At 35.0% G+C, this 22,791-nt stretch carries 33 protein-coding genes; all 33 read left to right on the top strand.

The genetic code is table 11. From position 1 onward, the window contains the following. Window positions 1-178: 178 nt before the first annotated feature. The 33 genes from FC88_RS06245 to FC88_RS12625 all read left to right on the top strand — a co-directional run bounded on the left by FC88_RS06245 (window position 179) and on the right by FC88_RS12625 (window position 22,584). Window positions 179-331, top strand: a complete 153-nt coding sequence (locus FC88_RS06245) for a hypothetical protein (RefSeq protein ID WP_162256535.1) — start codon at window positions 179-181, stop codon at window positions 329-331. Then, window positions 332-553, top strand: coding sequence for a hypothetical protein (locus tag FC88_RS06250; protein ID WP_057813876.1), 222 nt, complete (start codon window positions 332-334; stop codon window positions 551-553). Window positions 554-667: 114 nt separating this feature from the next. Continuing rightward, window positions 668-829 (top strand): hypothetical protein, encoded by a 162-nt coding sequence (locus FC88_RS12855; protein WP_162256536.1) that lies wholly within the window; start codon window positions 668-670, stop codon window positions 827-829. Continuing rightward, a complete protein-coding gene (locus FC88_RS06255; protein ID WP_057813878.1) occupies window positions 826-1,056 on the top strand; it encodes a hypothetical protein in 231 nt (76 codons plus the stop codon). Before FC88_RS12855 ends, FC88_RS06255 begins: the two co-directional genes overlap by 4 nt. After that, on the top strand, window positions 1,056-1,325 hold the full coding sequence (locus FC88_RS06260; protein WP_057813880.1) for a hypothetical protein: 270 nt from the start codon (window positions 1,056-1,058) through the stop codon (window positions 1,323-1,325). Before FC88_RS06255 ends, FC88_RS06260 begins: the two co-directional genes overlap by 1 nt. Then, window positions 1,322-1,477, top strand: a complete 156-nt coding sequence (locus tag FC88_RS12860; protein ID WP_157060443.1) for a hypothetical protein — start codon at window positions 1,322-1,324, stop codon at window positions 1,475-1,477. The genes FC88_RS06260 and FC88_RS12860 overlap by 4 nt, the downstream gene beginning before the upstream one ends. A 111-nt stretch (window positions 1,478-1,588) precedes the next feature. Next, window positions 1,589-2,041 carry an ArpU family phage packaging/lysis transcriptional regulator gene (locus FC88_RS06265; RefSeq protein WP_057813882.1) on the top strand — a complete coding sequence of 151 codons (453 nt, stop codon included), beginning with the start codon at window positions 1,589-1,591 and terminating at the stop codon, window positions 2,039-2,041. Window positions 2,042-2,489: 448 nt separating this feature from the next. Further along, on the top strand, window positions 2,490-2,708 hold the full coding sequence (locus FC88_RS06270; protein WP_010019138.1) for a Thoeris anti-defense Tad2 family protein: 219 nt from the start codon (window positions 2,490-2,492) through the stop codon (window positions 2,706-2,708). Next, window positions 2,698-3,039: a hypothetical protein gene (locus tag FC88_RS06275; protein WP_057813885.1), complete on the top strand. Its 342-nt coding sequence runs from the start codon at window positions 2,698-2,700 to the stop codon at window positions 3,037-3,039. Before FC88_RS06270 ends, FC88_RS06275 begins: the two co-directional genes overlap by 11 nt. Continuing rightward, the gene (locus FC88_RS06280; protein WP_057813886.1) at window positions 3,017-3,274 is read left to right on the top strand and encodes a hypothetical protein; all 258 of its coding nucleotides are present in this window, start codon (window positions 3,017-3,019) and stop codon (window positions 3,272-3,274) included. The genes FC88_RS06275 and FC88_RS06280 overlap by 23 nt, the downstream gene beginning before the upstream one ends. Beyond that, the gene (locus tag FC88_RS06285) at window positions 3,271-3,507 is read left to right on the top strand and encodes a hypothetical protein (protein ID WP_057813888.1); all 237 of its coding nucleotides are present in this window, start codon (window positions 3,271-3,273) and stop codon (window positions 3,505-3,507) included. Before FC88_RS06280 ends, FC88_RS06285 begins: the two co-directional genes overlap by 4 nt. A 46-nt stretch (window positions 3,508-3,553) precedes the next feature. After that, window positions 3,554-3,838: an HNH endonuclease gene (locus FC88_RS06290; protein ID WP_235526915.1), complete on the top strand. Its 285-nt coding sequence runs from the start codon at window positions 3,554-3,556 to the stop codon at window positions 3,836-3,838. Window positions 3,839-4,004: 166 nt separating this feature from the next. Continuing rightward, entirely contained in the window at window positions 4,005-4,466 is a 462-nt protein-coding gene (locus tag FC88_RS06295; RefSeq protein ID WP_057813891.1) for a phage terminase small subunit P27 family, read from the top strand. Further along, window positions 4,450-6,219 (top strand): terminase large subunit, encoded by a 1,770-nt coding sequence (locus FC88_RS06300; RefSeq protein ID WP_149029890.1) that lies wholly within the window; start codon window positions 4,450-4,452, stop codon window positions 6,217-6,219. The genes FC88_RS06295 and FC88_RS06300 overlap by 17 nt, the downstream gene beginning before the upstream one ends. A 15-nt stretch (window positions 6,220-6,234) precedes the next feature. Further along, complete coding sequence (locus FC88_RS06305; RefSeq protein WP_057813893.1) at window positions 6,235-7,500, top strand: phage portal protein; 1,266 nt, start codon at window positions 6,235-6,237, stop codon at window positions 7,498-7,500. Then, window positions 7,445-8,185: a head maturation protease, ClpP-related gene (locus FC88_RS06310; RefSeq protein WP_235526916.1), complete on the top strand. Its 741-nt coding sequence runs from the start codon at window positions 7,445-7,447 to the stop codon at window positions 8,183-8,185. Before FC88_RS06305 ends, FC88_RS06310 begins: the two co-directional genes overlap by 56 nt. Beyond that, window positions 8,185-9,333, top strand: coding sequence for a phage major capsid protein (locus FC88_RS06315; RefSeq protein ID WP_057813895.1), 1,149 nt, complete (start codon window positions 8,185-8,187; stop codon window positions 9,331-9,333). The genes FC88_RS06310 and FC88_RS06315 overlap by 1 nt, the downstream gene beginning before the upstream one ends. Window positions 9,334-9,552: 219 nt before the next feature. Beyond that, a complete protein-coding gene (locus tag FC88_RS06320) occupies window positions 9,553-9,846 on the top strand; it encodes a head-tail connector protein (protein WP_162256537.1) in 294 nt (97 codons plus the stop codon). Continuing rightward, window positions 9,833-10,195, top strand: a complete 363-nt coding sequence (locus FC88_RS06325; RefSeq protein WP_057813899.1) for a head-tail adaptor protein — start codon at window positions 9,833-9,835, stop codon at window positions 10,193-10,195. Before FC88_RS06320 ends, FC88_RS06325 begins: the two co-directional genes overlap by 14 nt. Continuing rightward, window positions 10,192-10,614 carry an HK97-gp10 family putative phage morphogenesis protein gene (locus FC88_RS06330; protein WP_057813901.1) on the top strand — a complete coding sequence of 141 codons (423 nt, stop codon included), beginning with the start codon at window positions 10,192-10,194 and terminating at the stop codon, window positions 10,612-10,614. The genes FC88_RS06325 and FC88_RS06330 overlap by 4 nt, the downstream gene beginning before the upstream one ends. After that, window positions 10,611-10,997: a hypothetical protein gene (locus FC88_RS06335; RefSeq protein WP_057813904.1), complete on the top strand. Its 387-nt coding sequence runs from the start codon at window positions 10,611-10,613 to the stop codon at window positions 10,995-10,997. Before FC88_RS06330 ends, FC88_RS06335 begins: the two co-directional genes overlap by 4 nt. Then, the gene (locus tag FC88_RS06340; RefSeq protein WP_083484580.1) at window positions 10,998-11,666 is read left to right on the top strand and encodes a major tail protein; all 669 of its coding nucleotides are present in this window, start codon (window positions 10,998-11,000) and stop codon (window positions 11,664-11,666) included. Beyond that, window positions 11,666-12,058, top strand: coding sequence for a phage tail assembly chaperone G (gene gpG / locus FC88_RS06345; protein WP_057813906.1), 393 nt, complete (start codon window positions 11,666-11,668; stop codon window positions 12,056-12,058). The genes FC88_RS06340 and gpG overlap by 1 nt, the downstream gene beginning before the upstream one ends. 47 nt (window positions 12,059-12,105) lie before the next feature. Then, window positions 12,106-12,252, top strand: a complete 147-nt coding sequence (locus FC88_RS12865; RefSeq protein ID WP_157060444.1) for a hypothetical protein — start codon at window positions 12,106-12,108, stop codon at window positions 12,250-12,252. A 16-nt stretch (window positions 12,253-12,268) separates the two neighbouring features. Next, on the top strand, window positions 12,269-16,558 hold the full coding sequence (locus FC88_RS06350) for a phage tail tape measure protein (protein ID WP_057813907.1): 4,290 nt from the start codon (window positions 12,269-12,271) through the stop codon (window positions 16,556-16,558). A gap of 5 nt (window positions 16,559-16,563) precedes the next feature. Continuing rightward, the gene (locus tag FC88_RS06355; protein WP_057813909.1) at window positions 16,564-17,421 is read left to right on the top strand and encodes a phage tail domain-containing protein; all 858 of its coding nucleotides are present in this window, start codon (window positions 16,564-16,566) and stop codon (window positions 17,419-17,421) included. Beyond that, a complete protein-coding gene (locus FC88_RS06360) occupies window positions 17,418-19,103 on the top strand; it encodes a prophage endopeptidase tail family protein (RefSeq protein ID WP_083484582.1) in 1,686 nt (561 codons plus the stop codon). Before FC88_RS06355 ends, FC88_RS06360 begins: the two co-directional genes overlap by 4 nt. Further along, the gene (locus FC88_RS06365; RefSeq protein WP_057813913.1) at window positions 19,103-19,438 is read left to right on the top strand and encodes a hypothetical protein; all 336 of its coding nucleotides are present in this window, start codon (window positions 19,103-19,105) and stop codon (window positions 19,436-19,438) included. Before FC88_RS06360 ends, FC88_RS06365 begins: the two co-directional genes overlap by 1 nt. Before the next feature lie 4 nt (window positions 19,439-19,442). Next, a complete protein-coding gene (locus FC88_RS06370) occupies window positions 19,443-20,009 on the top strand; it encodes a hypothetical protein (RefSeq protein WP_057813915.1) in 567 nt (188 codons plus the stop codon). Between the two features lie 15 nt (window positions 20,010-20,024). Further along, window positions 20,025-20,804: a BppU family phage baseplate upper protein gene (locus FC88_RS06375; protein ID WP_057813917.1), complete on the top strand. Its 780-nt coding sequence runs from the start codon at window positions 20,025-20,027 to the stop codon at window positions 20,802-20,804. Further along, complete coding sequence (locus FC88_RS06380) at window positions 20,804-22,018, top strand: hypothetical protein (RefSeq protein ID WP_057813919.1); 1,215 nt, start codon at window positions 20,804-20,806, stop codon at window positions 22,016-22,018. The genes FC88_RS06375 and FC88_RS06380 overlap by 1 nt, the downstream gene beginning before the upstream one ends. A gap of 12 nt (window positions 22,019-22,030) precedes the next feature. Continuing rightward, window positions 22,031-22,423 (top strand): lysozyme family protein, encoded by a 393-nt coding sequence (locus FC88_RS06385; protein WP_057813921.1) that lies wholly within the window; start codon window positions 22,031-22,033, stop codon window positions 22,421-22,423. Next, entirely contained in the window at window positions 22,423-22,584 is a 162-nt protein-coding gene (locus FC88_RS12625; RefSeq protein WP_083484583.1) for an XkdX family protein, read from the top strand. Before FC88_RS06385 ends, FC88_RS12625 begins: the two co-directional genes overlap by 1 nt. Window positions 22,585-22,791 lie beyond the last annotated feature (207 nt).

Consider the following 22,791-nt stretch of genomic DNA (forward strand, 5'->3'; position numbering starts at 1 on the left):
GATGAATGTCACAACATTGTTCGAGCAATTATTTATATTCAAAAGCATTTTTATGCTATGCCAAAAGAATTTAGAAATGCCGACAGAGAGCTTAGTGATGAGACTAAAAACAGAATAATTCAATCAATTCTGTGGGAAGACGAACTTGCTAAAAGATTTAAATTGTGCCGTGTATGAAATGCGTTGCAATAAGTATCCGTGTGTTGAAATTGCTGATGCTTTACATATTAGCGATGAAGATGTTGAGCTTATTGACAAGGCCAATCAAGAACATTTGGCAAAATTAGAAATGATTAGGTTAGGACGGTTAAATCTTAGCGATTTTAATTAGATGATGAAAATGACAGATGACAATTTAGCAGTCTATCAAATGCGAGAAAACAGATATAAGAATAAAGAAATAGCAGCTGCTATGCATAAAGAGCTTTTTTATATAGAAGACATAATACGTCAAAACAACAGGATCGGTAAAAAATTATATCGAGAAGATGATGAGTGGCAGCGATTGAATGCCAGAAGAAATAAGAGGTTAAGAAAGAGACATTTGGAGTGAAAAATATGAGAATTTTAAATGGTTGGACTAAAGATGAACGAAAGGAACTAGAGGAAACAAAATACACGGAAAGTTTCGGTGACTTTTTACATTCCATTACTGGATATCTTGAAGATGCGAATTATAGTTATGTCTGGGATAACTATCATAAAGCCGAGGAAGACTGAACAGATTCCATTAAAAGAAGTATTAGATTTGTTTGGCCAAAATCCAGAGTTTGGTGACAAGCGTTCTAAGACACGTTGGATATTTTTTATGAAAGGGTTAGAAAAATGAAAGCAAAAAAATTAGCACCAATCCCGATGGAATCAATACTAAATAGTCGCTGTAATATCCGAAATGAAATGACAGTAGGTGTTTATGATGAGGCTAGAGAAAAGCTTTGTGATGAAAGAGGCCTAAGTGAAGACGATATAAACGCGGTGCTGGAATATGCTGAAATATTTTGTCCTATGAATGCGTTGGTTAGGACTATTACGCCTGTCGTTTGGGAGGAAGACTAATGATTAAAACATACACAACAACAGTTAAAGCAGAAGCGTTTGACGGTAGTAAAGAAATGATGTCACGTTATCCAATTAAGTTTTGGAAGTCAAGTCTTTATTACGGTGGTATTGGCTATGCTTTAAAGTTATCTAGTAGATATGAGGAAGATGAAGTATACAATCAACCTTTACGTGTTGGCCAATATATTGTTACTACACCAGCAGGTAGGCTAATGATTTTAGAGCCTTTTGATTTTTATGACTTATTCCCAGAGGCTGAGAAATGAAAATTAACGTTTGGGGCTGGGTATTTATAATTGGTTTTCTAGGTGCCTTAATTAATTTTATATTTGCTAGTTCAGTTATCGGAGTATTAAGAAGTGGCTTCATGATGGTTATTTTGATTCTACCGGCATTGGGAAGTGATTGGAATGATTAAAAAGTATATCAAGGCAGGTAAATAGACAACAAAAAAGCCACCCACAACGTGAGCAGCTAATTAATTGGTTCCAGCAAATCAATTATATCATAAGTGGAGGCTGTATATATCGTGGGATTACTATTACCAGATATTGATGAAGAAAAAACAATTAAGAATGTTAAAAATTATTTTGAGCATGAATTTCCAAGATTAATTGCTCAATCTCACATGAGTCTCACGTATGTGCAGTCTCCAAGTTTTGATCGTATTGGGAGCGGAATTAATACGAGAAATACTCAAGAGGATAAAATTGTGGGTAAATTAGGTGCAAAGGAATATATCCAAATAACGATGAAACTTATTAGCAACTGTCCACATGATTATATGGTTATTTTGAAAAATTATTATATCCATAATATGACGAACATTGATTTGCAAGAATTATTAGGCTATGGACAAACGCGATGTAATGAACTAAAGAATATGGCTTTGCTATATTTTGCTGACGCTTTTATTGATTGTTACGATTTGCATGTTTATATTCCAGAAAATAAAAAAAGCGATGTAATGCCGACGTATTAGCGATGTTTTAGCGATGAAAGAGCGTTACACAAGCGACCACTTTACGTGTTATATTAGTATTATCGAAAGATTAAGAGATATGCGGTTACTCTACCGCTTAAAAGGAGCTCATTTGTTAGAAGAGTTATGATAACGCTCTTCATTTCGTGAGAACACATGGGTGGGCTAAATTAAAAAAATAATTAGTATTTCCCTCAACAATATTTAAATGTTTTTCCTTCCAATTTAGCTTGAGGTTCGAATCCTCATTCTCACATTGGCCGGCGGAAAACGGTCATAAAATATAAAAGAAAACGTTAATTGATTCTTTTGTAAAACAACAACGGTAGTCGGTGGCGCAAAGGGTAACGCTAAATACAAATGATGGTGTATGGTTCGATTCCATGCCTGACTATATAAAGAAGATCAGTCAATTATGGCTGGTCTTTTTATTTTGGAGGAAAAGAATATGACATTTAGTAAAGCATTTGAAGAAGTTAAACATGGCAAGGCAATGCGATTACCACAATGGAATAAGGATGTATCTATTAAGGCTCAGTATCCGGATGAGCACAGTAAAATGACAGCACCGTATTTATACGTTGAATCAAGATTTGGCCGTGTCCCTTGGAAAGAAACGAATATTGAACTATTTAGCAACGATTGGGAAGTAGTTAATGATGGCTAAGATGATTCACACAAAGGCTGGTTATATGACTAAGGAAGAAGCTAAGATGATTGGTGATGTTGATAAGCAAACTAAAAAGAGGGACAAACATATGAAGTCAATTGGAGTGGCAGTAGGTACGGTACGTAGTAAGGATAAGCTAGATGTACCAGTAGTCAATGGTAAAGGCAAAACAGTGGGAAGTATGCCTAATGATACATTCTGGCGATTAACATCGATAAATAGAATTAATGGTAAGGAATATTACAAGGTTGATAGTGATAGATATATATTAAAGAAGTACGTTGTATTCAAAGGAGGAATGACTCGTGAAGATAATCATACATCCTAATAAAGCACCAATTATCTATGATGATTTTGGTAAACGTATCGAAGGTATACATGACTTTGATTATCATTATGTGACTGATACTGATAACCCTGATCCTGATGGAGTTAACAGTATGAGTCTAAGTTATTGGTCTGATGATACTAATTGTCCAATCTTGTTACATCAAGGTTGGGATAAGAATCTATATTTGGACGGCAAATGCTCATACTTTGGTCGAAGGAGTAATTGTTTATGAAGAAAGTAATTGTAATGTCTGAAGATGAATATGACCAAGCAATGCAAGGACTTGATGGTATACCATTCAAGACTGATAGAACTGAAGCTAGCAACGGTAAGTTTATTAGATCAACTATCACAATACATAAGTCAGACTTAGAAGCAGCATTGAAAGCTAGAGAATATGAGCTTGTTAAGCCAGATGATGGCTCGGACATTAACTGGAGTGCATCTATTGTTTGGAAAGACTGATAGGTATATTAAGTTCTATCACACAAAGGCATGGCATGATGCACGGATGCTAACACTCATACGTCAGCATTACCTTTGTCAAGATTGTTTACGTGAAGGAAAGATAACAGTTGCTAAAACAGTTCATCATATTGTTCCTTTAAAGGATGACTGGTCAAAGAGACTTGATCAAGATAATTTGGAGGTCATATGTTTAGAACACCATAATCAAGAGCACCCTGAAAAGAGTTCTGGAAATAAGAAATATTTTAAACATGAAGTGGCAGTCAAAAAACGTTCTGATGTTTTTAAATTCTCATCGAACAAAGATGATGACAAATTATTTTGGTAGCCCCCCCTATCTCAAAAAATATTTTATTGAAATCCCAGACAACGGTGTGGTCCCTTTTTCGCAATAAATTCGTTTTTCAATAAAAAAATATTAATCCACTTCAAGCTCAAACCATTATGTATCAATGGTTTGAGCTTTTTTAGTCGGGTGGAAAGGAGGAAAATTTTTGCCACAAACAGCAAAAAGTTCATTGATTCATTTAATGGAAGGCAATCCAAACAACATTACCAAAAAAGAATTACATAAACGAAAGAAAAATGAAGACAAATTGACCTTGCCACGAGATAAGTTGATTCCTCCATCTTGGTTGACTAAAACAGGCGCTAAAGAATTTAGTAGAATCGTTGAAATGATGGAACCTACTCAACTTTTGACTAATGGGGATGTAAATACTCTGGCTCTTTATTGTGATACGCTTGCTGACTATCATTCATTTGATAGAAAAATAAAGCAGAAAGGTTACATGATGAAAGGCAGAGTCAATCCATTTATTCGTGAAAAACGTAATTCGGCTCAATTGCTGGATAAATTAGCAAATGAATTAGGATTGACACCAGGGTCAAGAGCATCGTTAGCAATTAATATGCCTGATGATAATGAAGGGGATGATGATGACGAATTCGACTAATATCTTAGATTATTCTTATACGCAACTTACAAAGTGGTGGGATAAGTATCGAAGTGATCGTGAGGGTTGGGCTTATTTAAAAGAGCCTAGCCCTATTTTATTGACCAACTATTACGCCAAAATGGTTGTTGACGGTGATATCCCTGCAAGTAAAGAAGTGGTTGCTACATGTGAACGACATCTAAAAGATTTGGACCGTCAAGGAACAGATGATTTTCCTTGGGTATTTGATGAGGAAAAAGCCTGGAGACCAATTCGTTTTATTGAATCGAAGTGTAAGCCTTCTAAGGGTGATTTTAAGCAATTGGTTCTTCAACCCTGGCAGCATTTTGTTGTTGGAAGTCTATTTGGTTGGGTTCATCGTGATACTGGTTATCGACGATTTCGTGAAGGATTGATATTTGTTGGTCGTAAAAATGGTAAAACAACACTAGAGTCTGGTCTTGCTGACTATATGACTGGTTTTGACGGCGAACGAGGAGCTAATGTATATTTCCTTGCTAATGCTCAAAAGCAAGCTCACAAGCTGTTTGATGAGTCTAAAGCTATGATTGATGCATCGCCATTCTTATCTAATCGTTTTGTAGCAAATAATAACGAGATCAGATTTCCTAAACGTAAATGTACCATTGTTCCTATGTCAGCTGAAAAAACTAACAAGGATGGTGAGAACCTACATTTCGCTGTTTTCGATGAAATTCATGAGTACAAGGATTATAAATTAATCAATGTTATGAAACGTTCCCGTGGTACTCGTAAACAGCCATTAATTATCTATATTTCTACCGCCGGAACAGTTTTGGATGGTCCATTGATGGATTTTGTTGATAACGGTCAAGATTGTTTGAAGAATTATGATGACCATATTGATGAAAGAACGTTTTACTATTTGGCCAAACTTGATGATCCACAAGAAGCTAATGATCCTGAGATGTGGGTTAAAGCCAATCCTAATATTTGTTTGATGGAAATGGTTGATATGATTGGTGATTACAAGAAAGATCATAAAAACCCACAAGAGTTGGCCGATTGGATAACGAAACAGTTCAATATTTTCAGTGAAACTGACGAATTAAGTTTTGTTAATACCGAAACTATCCTTAAAAATAATAAAAATCTCAACCTTAAATTATTAGAAGGTCGAGATTGTACTGGTGGATATGATCTATCAGAAACAGAAGATTTTACCGCTGCTTGTCTTGAATTCCCATTAGATGACGGCGGTATTTTTGTACTCGAAAAGACCTGGGTTCCTGAAGCACGTTACAAACGTGACAAAAATCCAGAGCGTATCAAAGCATGGGAACAAGCTGGATATCTGGAAATAATACCAGGAGATTACGTTAAGTATGAGTATGTTTTAGATTGGTTTAAAGACATGAGCAAAATCTATCAGATAACTAAGGTAATGTTTGACCCTGCTAAAGCCTTACTTTTGAATAAAGCCATGACTGATTATGGATTTGATACTCAAAAGGTTAGACAAGGTTTTAAGACACTTGGTGGACCAATGCAAAACTTAAAAGAATTGCTACTTGATGGCAAGGTAATTTATAACAATTCTAAATTGTTTAGATGGTATTTGAACAACATCAAGTTAATTAAAGATCGTAATGATAATTGGATGCCACAAAAGCAAACCTTATCGAGAAAGATTGATGGTTTTGCAGCTTTATTGGATGCTCACGTTGATGTGATTAATAAATTGATTAGCAAACAAGGTAGTGATATTAAATTTCTATCTTTCGATTAGTGAGGAGGTGATTAAATGGGCCTAATGAGTAGGTTCAAGCAATTGTTTCAATCCAATTCATCAAGTAAAAAGCCCTGGTCAGGTAAGGCTTTTAATTTTACTGATTGGTTTGGAAAAAATTTAAATGGCTCAAAGCAACACACACTAGAAACTAATGAGACCGTTTTTAGTGTTATTACACGTTTATCTAATACTTTGGCTTCATTGCCGTTAAAAGAACTGCAGAAGCGAAAAGAAGTGGATAACAGTGTTAGTAATTTACTTAAACACGTACCTAATGAGAATATGACTTCATATGATTTTATCAATCGACTTGAGGCCGATAGAAACACTTATGGTAATGGCTATGCGATCATTGAAAGAGATATTTATAATGCACCTAAAAGTTTGATTCCAATTAATCCTTTGGATGTTGAACCAATGATTAATAGGGATGATCAAACACTTTGGTATCATGTCACTTCAGCACTATTTAATCTAAACGTTTATGTATTTAACCAGGATATTATTCACGTTAAGCACATTACAGGATCCTCAAGATATGCTGGAATTTCTCCACTTGATGTCTTAAAAGGAGCATTAGATTTTGATAACGCTGTTAAGGAATTCTCACTAGGTGAGATGAGTCGAAAAGATAGTTTTATTTTGAAATATGGAGCTAACGTTTCTGAAGAAAAACAACAACAAGTAATTGATATGTTTAAAAAATATTATGATTCTAATTCTGGTGTTCTTTTTCAAGAGCCTGGTGTCGAAATTAATTCGATTGATAGAAATTTTGTTTCTGCGGATTTAAAAAATGAAGATGACATTACCGACAAGCGAATTGCTAATGCTTTTAATGTTCCACTTCAATTTTTAAATGCTAGTTCAGGTGGAACGTTTAGTTCTAATGAACAATTAATGACTCAATTCGTTCAAATGACTTTAACGCCAATCGTTCGGCAATATGAACAAGAGTTTGAAAAGAAACTTTTAACTACTGAAGAATTAACTGCAGGTAGTTATTTTAAGTTCAATATGAACTCATTACTTCGCGGTGATATGCAGGCACGTGCCAATTTCTATCAAATTATGAGACGAAACGGTGTATACACGACTAATGATATTTTGGATTTGGAGGATTTGCCTGAATCTTCAGATGAATTTGCTGATAAATTATTTGTTTCTGGCGATTTATATCCAATTGATATGGATCCAACACAAAGAAAGGGGGTGACAAAGAATGCCACAACAGAAGACACCGAAAAAGTTTTGGGAAATGACCCAAACAAGCAGTGATACAGCTGACATTAATATTGATGGTGAAATCGTTGCTGATAAGTTTTATGACTCTGAAACGAGTGGGACATCATTTCGTGATGCTTTAAAGCAATTAGGTAATGTTAAAACTATTAATTTACACATTAATAGTCCCGGTGGTTCCGTATTTGAAGGAGTTTCAATTTTTAATCAATTAAAACAAAATAAAGCGAACGTTAATGTTTACGTTGACGGATTAGCAGCTTCAATTGCAAGTGTCATCGCTATGAGTGGTGACACTATTTATATGCCTGAAAATTCTATGTTAATGATTCATAATCCAATGACATTTGTTATGGGAAATGCAAAGGAACTCAGAAAACAAGCTGATGATTTAGATCGAATCAGAGAAACTTCAGTTTCAACTTACTTATCTAAATCTGATGGCAAAATTGATGAGAATACCTTAAAACAATTAATGGATGATGAAACTTGGTTAACGGCAGAAGAGGCAGTCAATTATGGACTTGCTGATGAAGTCTTAGAAGCTAATAAAGCAGTTGCTTGTGTTGTCCCTGATAAATTCAAGGATATGTTTCATAATTTGCCATCTCAAGTTAACAACAAACCAATCAACGATATTTCTGACGAGAGAAAGAAACTAATTGAAAAAGCTAAAAATAAAAATAAACAAATTGAACAAACATTAGGAGGAATAATGTAATGACAGTAACTCTATATCAAATGAAAGATAACCTATCTCAAGTAGGTCAAGAGCTTCAACAAGTTAATGATGAAATTGCTATGAAAGCTGGTAATCCATCATTTCCTGATAAGGACTTAAATGCACTTAGTCAAAAGGCTGACGGGCTTGAAAATCGTTATAATCTTTTGAAAGCTCAAGTCGATAAAAAGGAAAAACTTGAAAAGAATAAGAATAAGGGATTTATTAATATTGATCCAAAGGAAAAGAAGACTCATGCATATGCTCAATTGATTCGCTCAGTTATGCGTAATGAAGCTCCGTCTAAAGAAATTCTTCAAGTTCTTGGTGATGATAACGGCACTGGCGACAATGGTACTGGTGGTCAAGCATTTCTACCTGTAACTGTGTCAAATAAAATTATCACTGAACCATTAGATGATAATCCATTACGTCAAGATGAAACTGTATCAGGTATTACTAATTTGATTTTGCCACGTGTACGTTTCCAAATTGATGATGATGATTTTGTTAACGATCAGGAAGTTGCTAAAGAATTGAAAACTAAAGGCGATACAGTTACGTTTGGACGATTCAAAACTAAGATTAAAGCCGCACTTTCAGAAGCAATCCTATTAGGTACTGATTCAGCATTAGTTTCATACACAAACGCAGCACTTCAAGCAGGTTTAGCAGCTAAGGAAAAGCGTGTAGCATTTGCTAAGACTCCTAAAGCTGGTGAAGAACATATGAGCTTCTATGCTAAAGAAGTTGGAATCAAGTCAATTGATGGTTCATCTACCTTTGATGCTATTACTAATGCAGCCGCTGACGTTAAGGACAGATTCCAAAACGGTATGAAGATTTATATGACACGTCCTACTTACATGTCTATGATTAAAGAATTGGTAAATAATAGCGGTGATTTGTTCGGTAAGAAACCCGAAGAAATTCTTGGTTATCCAGTACGTTTCAATGAATTAGCAACTGAACCAGTTGTAGGTAACTTTACGTACGCTCAATTGAATTACGAAATTGCTCAAACATTGTACGAACAATGGAAAGATTACGATAAAGGTATTAATTATTTCCAATTGACTGCATGGTTTGATCATCAAATTCTGTTAGCCTCAGCATTCCGTTTGGCTAATGTTACGGCGGGAAAATAGATCCCCCATCAAACGAAGATGGGGACAAAATAGAATCCTTTGATCCCAATGGCGATGTAAAACCAACAAATTCTCAAACGGTAGCCGAAATCACCGCTTGGTTGAAAGCTCATGAAATTGATACAACTGGTAAAACAACTAAGGATGATTTATTAGGACTGGTTCCTGCCGATAAGTAAGGCTGGTGATTAAATGGCTTATGATAATATAGATCAACTTATGGACAATCTTCGAATTGATAATACCGATAATGATGAAATTAAAATGTATCATGATGTTGCTATTGATACGATGATTTCATCTATTGGTGGCTCAAAAGAGGATGAATTTTATCAAAATAACAAAAGATTTGATTTAGCAGTTCAAATGTTAACCGATTATTATTACAAAAATAAGTCTGCAACGACTTCAAGTAAGGAGAAAGAAACTTACTATGGCGTGCAGACTTTTATTTTACAGTTGAAACCCGAATTTAAAATTTGGAAGGAGACTCAAGATAATGGCGATAGCTAAAACTGGTGATTTGAATGAACGAATTCGTATCGTTTCAAAAGGTAAAGATTCAGTTGATGATTATGGTGATTCAATACCAGGTGAAGATAAAGTTATCTATGAAAAATTGTATGCGATGGAGAGAACCAAAAAAGCTGATGAAATTGCCCAAAATTTGGAAGCCCTCAGGAATCAAGTACAGTTCATTATCCGTCATAGACAGCGAACTGAACCACTCATCACGTCTGACATGCACCTAATTCACTTGGTAAACCCGGAAAATATTGAGTATCAAATTAAAGCAGTCGATTATGATACTCAATACGGTGAATGGGATGTAATTCTATGTGAAAGGATTGGTCAAAAGTGAGTTTTAGTTTGGATGAAAATATTACTTCAAATCTTTCTTCGCTTGGTCGAAAAGGTAAGACGATTAGAAATAAAGCATTGCGAGCTGGTCGGGATGTGGTGGTTCATAATTTGGAAGAAAATACTCCATATGAAAATCAATCGGATCGTTCCTGGAAAGCTCAACGTGAAATGGATAAACGAACCGGTCATAAAACAACATTTAAACATTTGAAGGACGATATTGTTTATTCAGGGATTGATCAGACTGGAGCAGTAAAAGTTGGTTTCGGTAAGGATACTTATTGGCGTGTTCATTTCGTTGAATTGGGAACTATTAATCAAGCTCCTAAACCATTTATTTCTAACACCCTTACTCAAAGCAAAGAGGCGTATAAAAATACTTTGGAGAAAACTGTTAGGGAGGAACTGGGATTATGATTCGTTCTGCAGCAATCCAGGTTGGCAATTTAATTAAAAACATGAATCTGGGATTTAATGATACTAATTTGTTTATTAATAAGAAGATTCCAGAAGAGATGCTACAGAATAAGGAATTTCCAATGATTCAAATTAATACCTTACCAACGAATTCAAATGACTACGCTAGTAATAGAAAGAATTTTGAAACAGTTAGTTGCCAAGTAAATGTTTTGGTAGCGACTAACAGAGAAGTAGAAAAATATCACAATTTAATAGAAAAAAATTTAAGCACTCATCAATTTGAGTGCTTTTTTGATACTCAAGAATTGGATGAAAATTACGAAGTTCAACGTCTGATTCTTAGATTTAACAAAACTCAAAATATAAAGGAGATTTTTTAAATGGCAGATAAATTAAAGGCTATTGGTTCCATGGGATTTAGACGTGTTTTTCTTGGAATCATGGACGATCAAGAAAATGTCGTAAAGGTAGTAACTGTTGATGAAAATTCAGGTGGTACTATCGAGCTCAAAACATCTGGTTTTTCAGGTCAACTAAACGTTGAATACGCATCAAATATTGCTTATTTTGTTTCAGACGCTGGGACAGGTACAGGAAAAATTGAATTATCAATGATGGAAATTCCTTCTGAAGTTTCAACCGACATTTTGGGCGACACAGTTAATGAAGATGGCGTTTATATGACTACTTCAGATGTTAAACAACCCTATGTTGCTATCATTGCTGAAGCTCAAGATTTGAATCAAAATCCTATGTGGATTGGGATTGCTAAGGCTAAGTTTGCTACTACAGACGGAAATGACTTCAAAACAGCTGAAGATAAGGGTATGACACCCGAAAAACCATCTATTACTGGTAGTGCCATTACAAGACGTTTAGGGAAATTAGTTAAAACTAAAGCTTCAAATTCGAATGGAACTACTTTGGCACAATTTGCCAAAGTTATGTTCCCAGGATTTACCGGTGATTTGGACGATTCAACCCAAACACTTGATAAAGAAGGCCACAAAACAGACGGTTCAACAACTAGTGAAGGAGCAACTGCATAATGATCAAAATTAATTTATACGATCCAGAAACTGACGAAACTAAACACTATGAACAATCACGTATTTCTTTTGGTGAGTTAAAGAAAGTTTTGAAGTTTAACAAGATGCAACAAGAGGATGCCGCTTCGCTCAAAATTCTCAATACGAAGATGGATAACGGTAAGGCACTAACTTCAGCGGAAGAAAAGAAATACGTTGAACTGTCAGGTAAAGATGATGTCTATTTGGATGTCATGGAAGAATTAGTTGCTTCATTATTCAAAAATCCTAAGGTCACTGTTCAAGCTATTGATGATGGTTTGGAATCTGATGGGATGTCAACGTTAAGTGATATTCTTGCTGATGCAATGGGTGGTGTTGAAGCTGACGCCAATCATCCAGCAAAAAAATAACTGCAGCTGAAGCTCTCACGCTTTGTGAACAAATCACCGATGCTCAAATGCAAAATAGTATTTCGTACAAAGATATTGATGATGTAGACGCTGATAGTTTTCTAAGTTATTTGCACTGGAAATCAACAGATGATGATGGTTCAACGGATGATACTCAAATGATGTCAGCACAGGACTTCTACAACAACTTCTAAAGGGGGTGTCAGTAAAATGGCAAGTAGTGGGCGACCTATTGGTTCAATGATTGTTGAATTGGATATGACTTCAACCAAGTTTGAAAATTCTCTGAAATCTATTCAAAATCAATTTAGATTAGCCAAGAGTGAAATGAAAGCCAATCTATCAGTCTTAGATACAACTGGCACTAGCTATGAGAAGGCAAGTTCTAAAGTTGAAGAATTATCTAAGCTGATGGAAGTAAATGAAAAACAAATCTCAGCTTTGAAAGATCGCTACGATACAGTGGTCAAGGTTAATGGTGAGTATTCTGATTCGGCTATGAAAGTAGCTACTCAGTTGAATAAAGCCGAAACTCAACAAGCTCAATATCAACGCCAACTTGATAATGCAAAAGTAGCGATGAAAGAAGCTGAACGTGGAACTGATTCCTATCGTGAAGCACTTCAACGTGTTCAAAAGCAGTCTAAAGTTGAAGTTGATAGTTTACAGACTCAAGGCAAACAAACTGAAGCCAATTTGGTTAAGTATCGTGCTTTGGGGAAGGAAGTTGATAATTACAGCAAAATTATTGCTTCTGAAAGAGCTAAATTACAAGATTTAATCGATGCTAAAGGCAGTGATGCACGAGAAACACAAAATCAACGTTCAAAGATTGCTGAATTGAATGCTGAACAGTCGAAAGCTCAATTTCAATATGATGAGTTAGGAAAAAAAGTTAAAAACTTTTCAACAAGTCAGGCACAGTTAGCTGATCGTTTAGATAAGTTGTCTGGTAAATTGAATGCTGTCGGTGGTGCTTTAAAGAGTGCTGGTTCGACAATGACAACGAGATTCACTTTACCATTAACTGCTGGTTTTGGATATGCCGTTAAAAGTGCATCTGATTTTTCATCTCAAATGACTAATATAAGGCCATTACTAGAAACAAATGGTGAAGGTGTTAAGCAAGTAAAAAAAGAACTTCAGGAAATGTCAGATGAGTCAAAGAAATGGGCTACTCAATACGGTATTTCAACCAATTCTATAAATTCTGGTATGGAGGAATTAGTAAAAAGAGGGTATTCAGCTAAGCAGACTTTAGGTGCTATGCCTTCAATTCTTAATGCTGCCAAAGCTAGTGGGGATGATTTTAATTCGGTAATGAAAGTTTCCACCTCAACGTTGGAGCAATTTGGATTAAAATCTACTTCTACTTCCGGAATGTTGAAAAATACTCAGCGTGTTACTGATTCCTTGACTTATACAGCTAATGCAACGGCAGCAGGTTTCCAAGACATGGGAGATGCTATGACATACGTTGGTCCAACAGCTCATGCTGCTGGTATCTCATTGGAACAAACTGCTGCAGCTATTGGTGAGATGTCAAACCAAGGTATCGAAGGTTCCGTTGCTGGTACTGCTCTTAGATCAGCATTAACGAGATTGATGAAACCTTCGAAACAAAATGCTGAGGGTATGAAAGAACTGGGAATTAATGCCGAAGATTTTAAGAATCATGCTCTTACATTGCCTCAAATCTTAGATAAGATTAAGACAAACACACAAGGTTGGACTAAGGAACAAAAAGCTTCAGCTATAGCTATGGCTTTTGGTACCGAAGCTCAAGCAGGTATGAATGCACTTGTTTCTGAGGGTGGCGATGCATTAACAGATTTGACTAATAAGACTGAAAAAGCATCTGGGTCGACTAAAAAAATTGCCAATACAATGAATAATTCAGCTAATGCTAATTTGAGTAAATTTAAGGAGTCTTTGAATGTTTTAGCAACAACTATTGGTTCTCAATTATTACCATCGATAACTCCATTAATTAAAAAGCTGACTAGTTTAGTTAATTCATTTTCTAAGTTAAGTCCAGGAACAAAATCATTTATTGTTAATGCCGGATTGATAGTTGGAGCACTAGGACCAGTATTAATAGTTATTGGGTCAATAATAAGTAGTGTTGGCCATTTAATTAAAGCTTTTAGTGCAATAAAAGGAGCTTTGTCATTTGTAGGCATAGGTCTATCTGGTCCAATAGGTATAGCAGTTGTAGCTGTTACTGCTTTAGTTACCGCATTTGTCCTTGCTTACAATAAGATAAAACCATTCAGAGATGCGGTTAATAATGTTGGCAAGACTATTAAAAAAGTATTTGATGATTTAGTTAAATGGTTAGGTCAAATACCAGGTAAATTTAAAGCCATCTTTGCTGGTATGAGTACCTGGGGCTCTCAATTATCTGCCGGATTAAATAAGGCTTGGAGTAGTGTCACTAATACTACATCCAAATGGGTTTCTGACTTTACTAAAGTTGGTAAGAAGATGCTCAATGCTTTAGTCGGTGCTCTTAAAGGCTTTGGAAAATTAGTAGTTTATGCGTTAGCTTTACCAATCGGAATTGCCGTTATGATTACTAAACCATTGATTCAGCCAATGAAGAATTTAATGAAATCATTGGTCAATGGTATCAAAGCGATCTGGAATCCTTTCAAAAATTGGTTTAAGAATTTCTGGACGGGATTAGGTAATACATGGCGAACTAGCATGACTGCCATATCAAATTGGTTTAAGTCAATTATGTCGAGTATTTCTAACACTTGGCGCAGTTCTTGGACTAGTATTAGTAATTTCTTCAGACCAATATTATCAAGTATTGGTAATTTCTTTAGATCAATATTTAATGGAATTAGAAGTTTCTTCATTGGTATAATGAATGCTATTTCAAATATTGCTACTTCAGTGATGAATGGAATTAGCAATGCTTGGAATGTGAGTTTAACCGCAATTAGCAATTTCTTTAAAAATATTTTTAATGGAATTAAAGGCTTTATTAGTCCAATCATGTCGAGCATTTCTAATTCTATTTCAAGTGCTTTGAGTGCTATTTCTTCAACCTGGTCTAAGATGTGGCAAGGAATGGCCGACTTCTTTGGTGGAATTTGGTCAGGAATCAAATCCACTGCAGCTGATGGAATCAATGCTGTAATTGGCGTTATCAATTCTGGTGTTGATGCAATTGATTCAGTATGGAAGTTTTTCACTGGTAAGAAGACTAATATTCCACATCTTGGTAAAGTTAAATTTGCTCAAGGTGGTGTTGTAGAACAACATTTATCAGTCATTAATGATGGTAAAGGTCCTAACTGGAAGGAACTAGTTCAATTACCTAGTGGTGAATTAATGATGAGTCACAAACGTAATTGGACAGGAATGTTACCTGCAGGAACTCGAATTTATAATGGCGATGAGACTAAAGGCATTATGAATGCTGTTGGAATTCAGCATTATGCTACTGGTGGTGTCATTGGCAAAATTGAGAGTGCTGGTAGTGGATTGATTAATTGGGCTAAAGGCTCACTTGAAAATGTCGGTTCTTGGATTGGCGATAAGTTTGAAGCTTTGTCTAAATTCATGGAACATCCAATTGAAAATACTAAGGCCTTAATGACAACTGCTGGTAACAAGATAATGCCTAAGATTGAGTCTTATGCTGAACTTGCCAAAGGAACTTTGGATAAAACAGCTTCAAAAGCCGGGGACTGGGTTAAAGACCATATTCAAGGTGTTATGGATAAGATGGTAGAGTCTATGGGTGGAAGTGGCAAATCAATGCCTGCTACTGCATACGGCCCAATGATTAAGGCTGCCGCCGCTTACATGCACCAAAAGATAACTGATTTTAATGTAGATATGATTGAACGCATTATCGGCAATGAATCTGGCGGTAATCCACACGCTATTAATTTGACTGATAATAATGCCAAAGCCGGTACACCATCAAAAGGAATTTTGCAGTATATTGACCCAACATTTAATAATTACGCTATGCCTGGACACAAGAATATTTGGAATCCGTTAGATCAACTAATTGCACTGTTTAATGATGCTACATGGCGTTCTGATATGGGTATGGGCTATAACGGTAAGTATGGCGAATGGCGTGGTACTGCTAGTGGTCCTTCCGGTCCAAGATTAATGGCTGCAGGTGGAGTTATTACTAAAGCAACAAATGCAATCATCGGTGAAGCAGGTCCAGAAATGGTTGTTCCGTTGACTAACAGAACCAGAGCCATGCAAGTTCTAAGTGAAGCTCAGGCTAAATTTGGAGATGGTAATAATTCTGCAGTTAGTTTTGATACAAGTAGGATTGAAGAAAACCAAAAGCAGCAGGCATTGTTGACTCAAATTCAAAATAGAATTTTAGCCAAGATTCTTGAAATTATTTCAAGGGATGTTTCAAAACCTGATGATTCGAATGTTTTAAAAAGTCTTTACAAAATGATGAATGAATTAGGATTAAAAGATAGAAAAATTACTAAATATCAAATGGGGTGATAGTCTTGGCCATATTAACTAATGGCAAGTTTCGTGTTAATACGCTTTTATTAAAACCAAATAATGAAGATGAATTTGCAATCCAAGATTATCGTGGGTTGCATTTTTTAGATTTAAAAATAAGTTCGCCACAGACAAAAACAACTTTGATCAGTAACACCGGTGTTGACGGTCAGCAGCAACAAGGACCGATTTTATATGATTCTCGAACTGCAACGGCTAATTTTTTTCTAGAAACATCCGATGAAATTGATTTTGAAGCAAAATGTCATGAACTTTATAACAAGTTTTTCCACAGAAAGTTAGTAAGAGTTCGTCAAAGTAATGATATTGCTAGATGTTTTTATGGTATTGCCAAGCCATTTGATATAACAGCAATTGGATATTTAGATAAGACGTTTAGTGTTGAATTTGATATTCCGAGCGCTTATTTATATTCAGTTGCCAGAAGTAGCGACTTTCCTATTGATACAAAAAAAGAACCCCATGTTTTAAGTAATAATTTGAATCTTCCTTTTGAGGATCTAAATTACACGCAACATGAGGGTTCTTTTAAAATATTCAATCCATCCGATTTTGATATTCAGCCCTATGAGCAGAATCATGAATTGAACATTATTTTTGAGGGAAATGGAAGTCCTGTATTAACTAATAGTGATACAGGGGATATATTTCAATTTAATGGTAGTTTAATTAATACTGATAAATTGATATTGAAAGGAGTTCATCCATTCTTGAATGGTAATGCTTGCGAAATTAATACTAATCATGGATCCATTAATTTACAAAAGGGTTGGAACAATTTCAGTTTGACTGGCTTTACTGGAACAGTTACCTTTGACTTTCCTTTCATTTATCTATGATTAAATTACCTCGTTATATTGTCAGTGATAGAAAAGGCCAGTATCAGGAAACACTGACGTGTATTCAAAGAGATTCATTAAGTAATCACAAGGAAATGAATCAATCTGATCAAATAGATTTCACTGCTAAAAATGATGGTAGTATTGGTTATCAATTATTGCAGAATGAAAACTATATTTGCTTTAATGGTCAGAAGTATCGAATAAAACAAGCCGATAAGGACGATGAGGCCTACGATAATAAACGCACGGTTTCAGCCACTCATATTTGGTTTGATTGCCGATATGTTTATCAATATGATACGTTACCAGGTAAAAGAAAATTGTCAGCCACCGACATGATGAGTTTTATATTTGATCAGAATGAGCTAGGAAATATGGGGTATACCTGGGAGGTCGTTGGTTCAAATGAGACCGCAACTTTTGAAGATTATGGTAATAAATCTGGACTAGATTGTATTAATGAATGTATTGAGAAATTTAATTTAGTAGTGGTTGCTGACAATAAACACATTAAATTAGTAATTATGGACCAATGGCAACATAAGACTAACAAAACGTTTAGATACATTCATGACACTCCCACGTTTAAGGCAAGCATTGATACTACTGATTTACAGAATATTGCAAAAGTATTTGGTAAGACGAATGCTGCAGCAGATTCAACCGCTATTGGTACTGCTGTTGGTTCTGTTAGCACAATGGAAGCTGATGGTGCTCCAGTAGTAATTGATCCAGACAATCCAACAAATGTTGTTCAATATTTGCCTAATGGAAGTAAGTGGGTTATGGATTCGAAAATTACTTCTAATGATGAGACCTGGTATAGAGTTTCAACAAATGGATGGGTCAATGAGAAATATCTAACTTTTGATAAAGAAGGGGATATTCAACCTGAAGATAGAGTTATTACTGACGTTTTAGGACAAGGAACTATTAAAGCTGCAGAAACAACAAATAACGGTGGTAGGGATGATTCAACTACAACTCAACCAACTACCGTTAAAGTCTATGATTCTCCATTTACACCTCAAAATGAAGTACCTGGTAGAACCTTGAATAATGGTAATCAATATCGGATTAATGCCTCAGTTAGCAATGGTGCTGGAGGTAAAACCTGGTATCAAGTTGCAACTAATGAATGGATTTGTGCTGATGATATTACCTTTTCTGGTGATACGGATGTTCAACCAAAAGAAGTAAAAGAAAATGATAGTGATGATGCTTCAGACAATCAAAGTTATTCATTCCCTCCTTATATCGTTTATGATTCTAAATCAATTAGCGAGTGGGGAGAACGTCCAGGGCAAGCTGTTAGCAATGATAAGATAGAGGATCCAGTCGAAATGAGAAAATATGCCTTAGCTCAAATGAAGACTGAACCAGAAGTTAATATTTCATTGACCTACAGTGGTAGTGATTCTTTTGAAACTGGAGATATGGTCTTTTGTGATATACCTGCAGAGAATTTTACTACTTGGGTTACTGTCGTGAGTGTTAAATACAATCCATTAAGTTATTCGAATGTTTATGAGGTTAGTTTGAATTCCACTCCAACAACGTTGACGGATTATGAATTATCGATTCAAAGTTCGTTAGTCAATGCTAGTAGGAATGCCTCAATATCATTATCCAATGGACTTATTGCTGGTCCTTGGACTCAAAAGGTAGGTGAGATCTAATGACAGATATTAGAAGGATTGCGGATCCAATCAGTCAAAAATATTATTATCCTCAGACTCACTATTTAGCTGTTAAAGGATTAACAGGGTTTGTGGATAAAAGAATCGATGAAAAAAATAATTATGCGAAATATATTGAAGACTTTGAATTATTAAATAATTCAGGCCTTTTTTATTTTGACAAAGATACGAAAAATAAACCTGCAGATATCGAAAATGGTTACTTACAGGCTATGTTTAAGGATTCGAAAAATGGCGTGATTGAAGTTGCTACCACCAATAAATATTTAGAAGTGGCAGATGGTCAACTATCAGATTTGAAGGAAAGGAGTTGATAAATTGGATGATTTAGTAAAAGAAGTATTGCAGTCTGAATTTCCTCAAAATATGAAACTCAAGTCTAAGGACGGTAAGAGTGTAATTTTAACGTTCAAAAATGGTAAAGACGTTATCATATCTAGTCCAGATGAGAATGGAGGTTATAAATCAGAAGTTTATGAATTTAATGACGTTAAAGATAATGTCGTTTGGCCAGATTCTCCAGAGTTTCCAGATTATTTAGCAAAATTGAATTTAGATGGATTTAACGGTATTGTCAATTCTGATGCCAGGGATGATTACAACAATAATATTAAGCATATTCAACAAACTGTTAATTCAGTTGTTGATTATTCAGTTAGCCAAAAAAACTACTTTGATAAGTTGAAAGATGTATTCGGAAACTTTAAAGGTTTCGTTGAAACAATTATTTCTGCTAAAACAGCGGAATTTTTAAGTAAATTTTCTGATCAATATTATAAAAAAGAAGAAATTGATAACGAAGTACGTATCTTGCAGTCACAAATAGATCATTTAAAAAATGAAAATCCTACTTCTAATGGGGTTAAAAAACCAGGAGTATTTTAGAAAGGAAGTAATTATATGGATGTAACAACAGATTTACCAATTCCTCAAATTATGATTTTTGATATTGGTAAAGAAGAAGCATTTTATTTAGACAGATTAGATTCATCTGACGAAAACAATATGAACAGTCCTCAAAGTGTTTATATGCGGCAGATTACAAAACGGGTTATGCCGATTCTTTTGGCTAAGCAAGGTGAGGGTGGTTTGGCTACTGTTGATGTTCAGATGTTGAATTATGGTAATAAATTGGATCTAACAGGATGGCATGGAGATTTCGTTGGAACAGATTCAGCAGGTATTCCAATTACAACTGATAATAATTTTGATTCCAAAGATCCAACCACAGGCTTGATCAGTTTCTCATTACCAAAAGAAGCAACTATTCATGCAGGAGATTATCGAAACGCCTATTTCAAATTTAGAGATAAGAATTTAAATGTTGTTAAAACTTTATTTTTCAATGTGAGAATTTTAGAAGACAGTAATTTTTATCCTGATGAACTTCCTCATAAGGAATACTGGGGTGAGGGTGAAAGAGCTTTATACGAGTTAGGACAGCTTCAAAAGTCATATACAGATTTGATTATGAACAACATTCAGAACTTAGATGATATTGTTTTGGCAAAGCTATCTGACTACAACAACCGTATGTCTGTTATTGAAGAGGCTATCAAGAACAACGATTTTACTAAGGCTATTCAAACAGCTTTAAATAGTGATTTTGATATTGGCCAAGTTGATCCTGACATTGAAAAGCATTGGCAATATATACTATCAGAATTGGAGGCAGATTAATGGTAAACGTGATTGATAATACAGCAAGGGGACGCGTTAATAAAATGCCTGTTGGAATTAAAATAATTGATGATAAAGGGAATACAACACATACTGCTAGAACAGACTTGAAAACTAATTATATTTCTCTAGAATCAAAATGGTTTGGCTCATCATCAAACAATACTGGTGGCAATACAGATCCAGACAACCCTATTGATAATGGTGTTAATTACGTACCAGGACTTTTATCAGATGGTACTTTAACTGGTAGAAAACTTGAGTGGACTGGTACTACCGATTCTACTAAAGTTAATACTTTATCGTTCAAAGATGATTTAGGAACTAATCTTAATCAAGTAGGAGACGGGTTACAATTTGTACCTTATCTAAAAAAGATTTTAGTAACACGTGGAGTAGCTGGAGAAGAGACTGACATACCGTTAGCTTTTGATAAGGATAATAAAGCAAAAGATGGCAGCTATGTCGTAACTCAATATCTTCCTATATCAATTAGCAGGGAAAATTTAATTGCAGGGAATGAATTAGTAGTAACTTTTAATGGTATTGGAGAAAATGACAAATCCGCAACTGAATTAAAAAGCCCAGAGTTACATATCAAATATAATTCTGGAAATAATTCTATTGATGTTAGTCAGGTTTCGGGTTATGCATATGATAATTTAACAGATACAAAAACGGGAGAAAGATATGATCTCGGTATTTCTATGATTAATACTTTTTATGTTCAAGGTCCAATTGCCCAATTACCGCCATCAGTAGTTTTATTTTCTGGTAATGCTAATGGAACGATTACATTGTCTGGGACAGATAACTACTATTCAAATACTATGAATGGTTTGGAAATTACCATGAATACAGAGACCACCGGTGGAAATGTTAAGTACACCGCAATTGGATTACCTTCTGTTTTTAAGGTTCCTAAAGAAGAATTAGTTATTGGTAATAAATTTTATATTCCTACCACAGGAATGATGGAAGTTGCCGATAAATTGTACGATCCTACTGCAATGAGTCAACACTATACTCCAATTGCAGAAGACGTTGGATCACATCATTACCAAAGATATTTTAGAGGAATTAAGAATGGATATTTTGAAATTGGAACAAATTCAATAACTTTTAATATGACTATCATACTGGGGAGCAATGTACTAAATGCGTGGAGTGATGAAGAGTTTAAAGTAGAAATTTCTAGGGTAACGCCATATTAAGGAGGTATATAAATGAAGATTGCTGTTAAATTAAACGAAGATAAAATTGTTATTAACACAAACAATACAAATGAAAAAGCTGCTAAAGAACAGGCAAAAAAAGAAGGTTGGACACTCGTTGAAAGTGATCCGGCCTTTTCTATTGAAACTGAATACTTATGGACGATCAGAGAATCCGATAATAAATTAGTCTACATTTCAACAGGCATGACACCAGATGAAGAAACAACTCAAGCTAATGCATTGCTTGGTAAGAATGTTGGTCAAGCAATCGTGACAGCTAATAGTGCTGATAAAAAAGCAGATAGTGCTATCGCTAGTGCGGCACAATTGGGGAAACTTATAGCACCACTTTTAGTAGCTGCACAAACTAATTCAAATACAGCAAATGGAGGTACTAATTAATGTTTGATTTTATTAAATTGATGTTCAATATTAGTGGTTATGATAATGAAGGAGTGGCTTATTTTGTAAAATTAGGCAATATCACTGTCGATCAATATAAACAAATTACAAATGAAGATTATAAGGTTGAAGGAGGCGAAGTAGATGATAAGAATAGCTAAAATTAATCTCGATATTCGTAAAGATGCTGTGACCAATAATGACCCAATTATTCTGCGTCAAGGTGAAATGAAATGATGAGGGTAACTTAATTGAATAAACACAAGTTAAAGGCACTCATCAAAGGAGATAATGATAAAGAAGGCTAGCCGTTTGTGAAGTGCTCTAAAATTGTTAGACATAATCTAACAACTTTGGGAGCACTTTTT

It is taken from the genome of Companilactobacillus futsaii JCM 17355 (assembly GCF_001435505.1).
Taxonomy (GTDB): domain Bacteria; phylum Bacillota; class Bacilli; order Lactobacillales; family Lactobacillaceae; genus Companilactobacillus; species Companilactobacillus futsaii.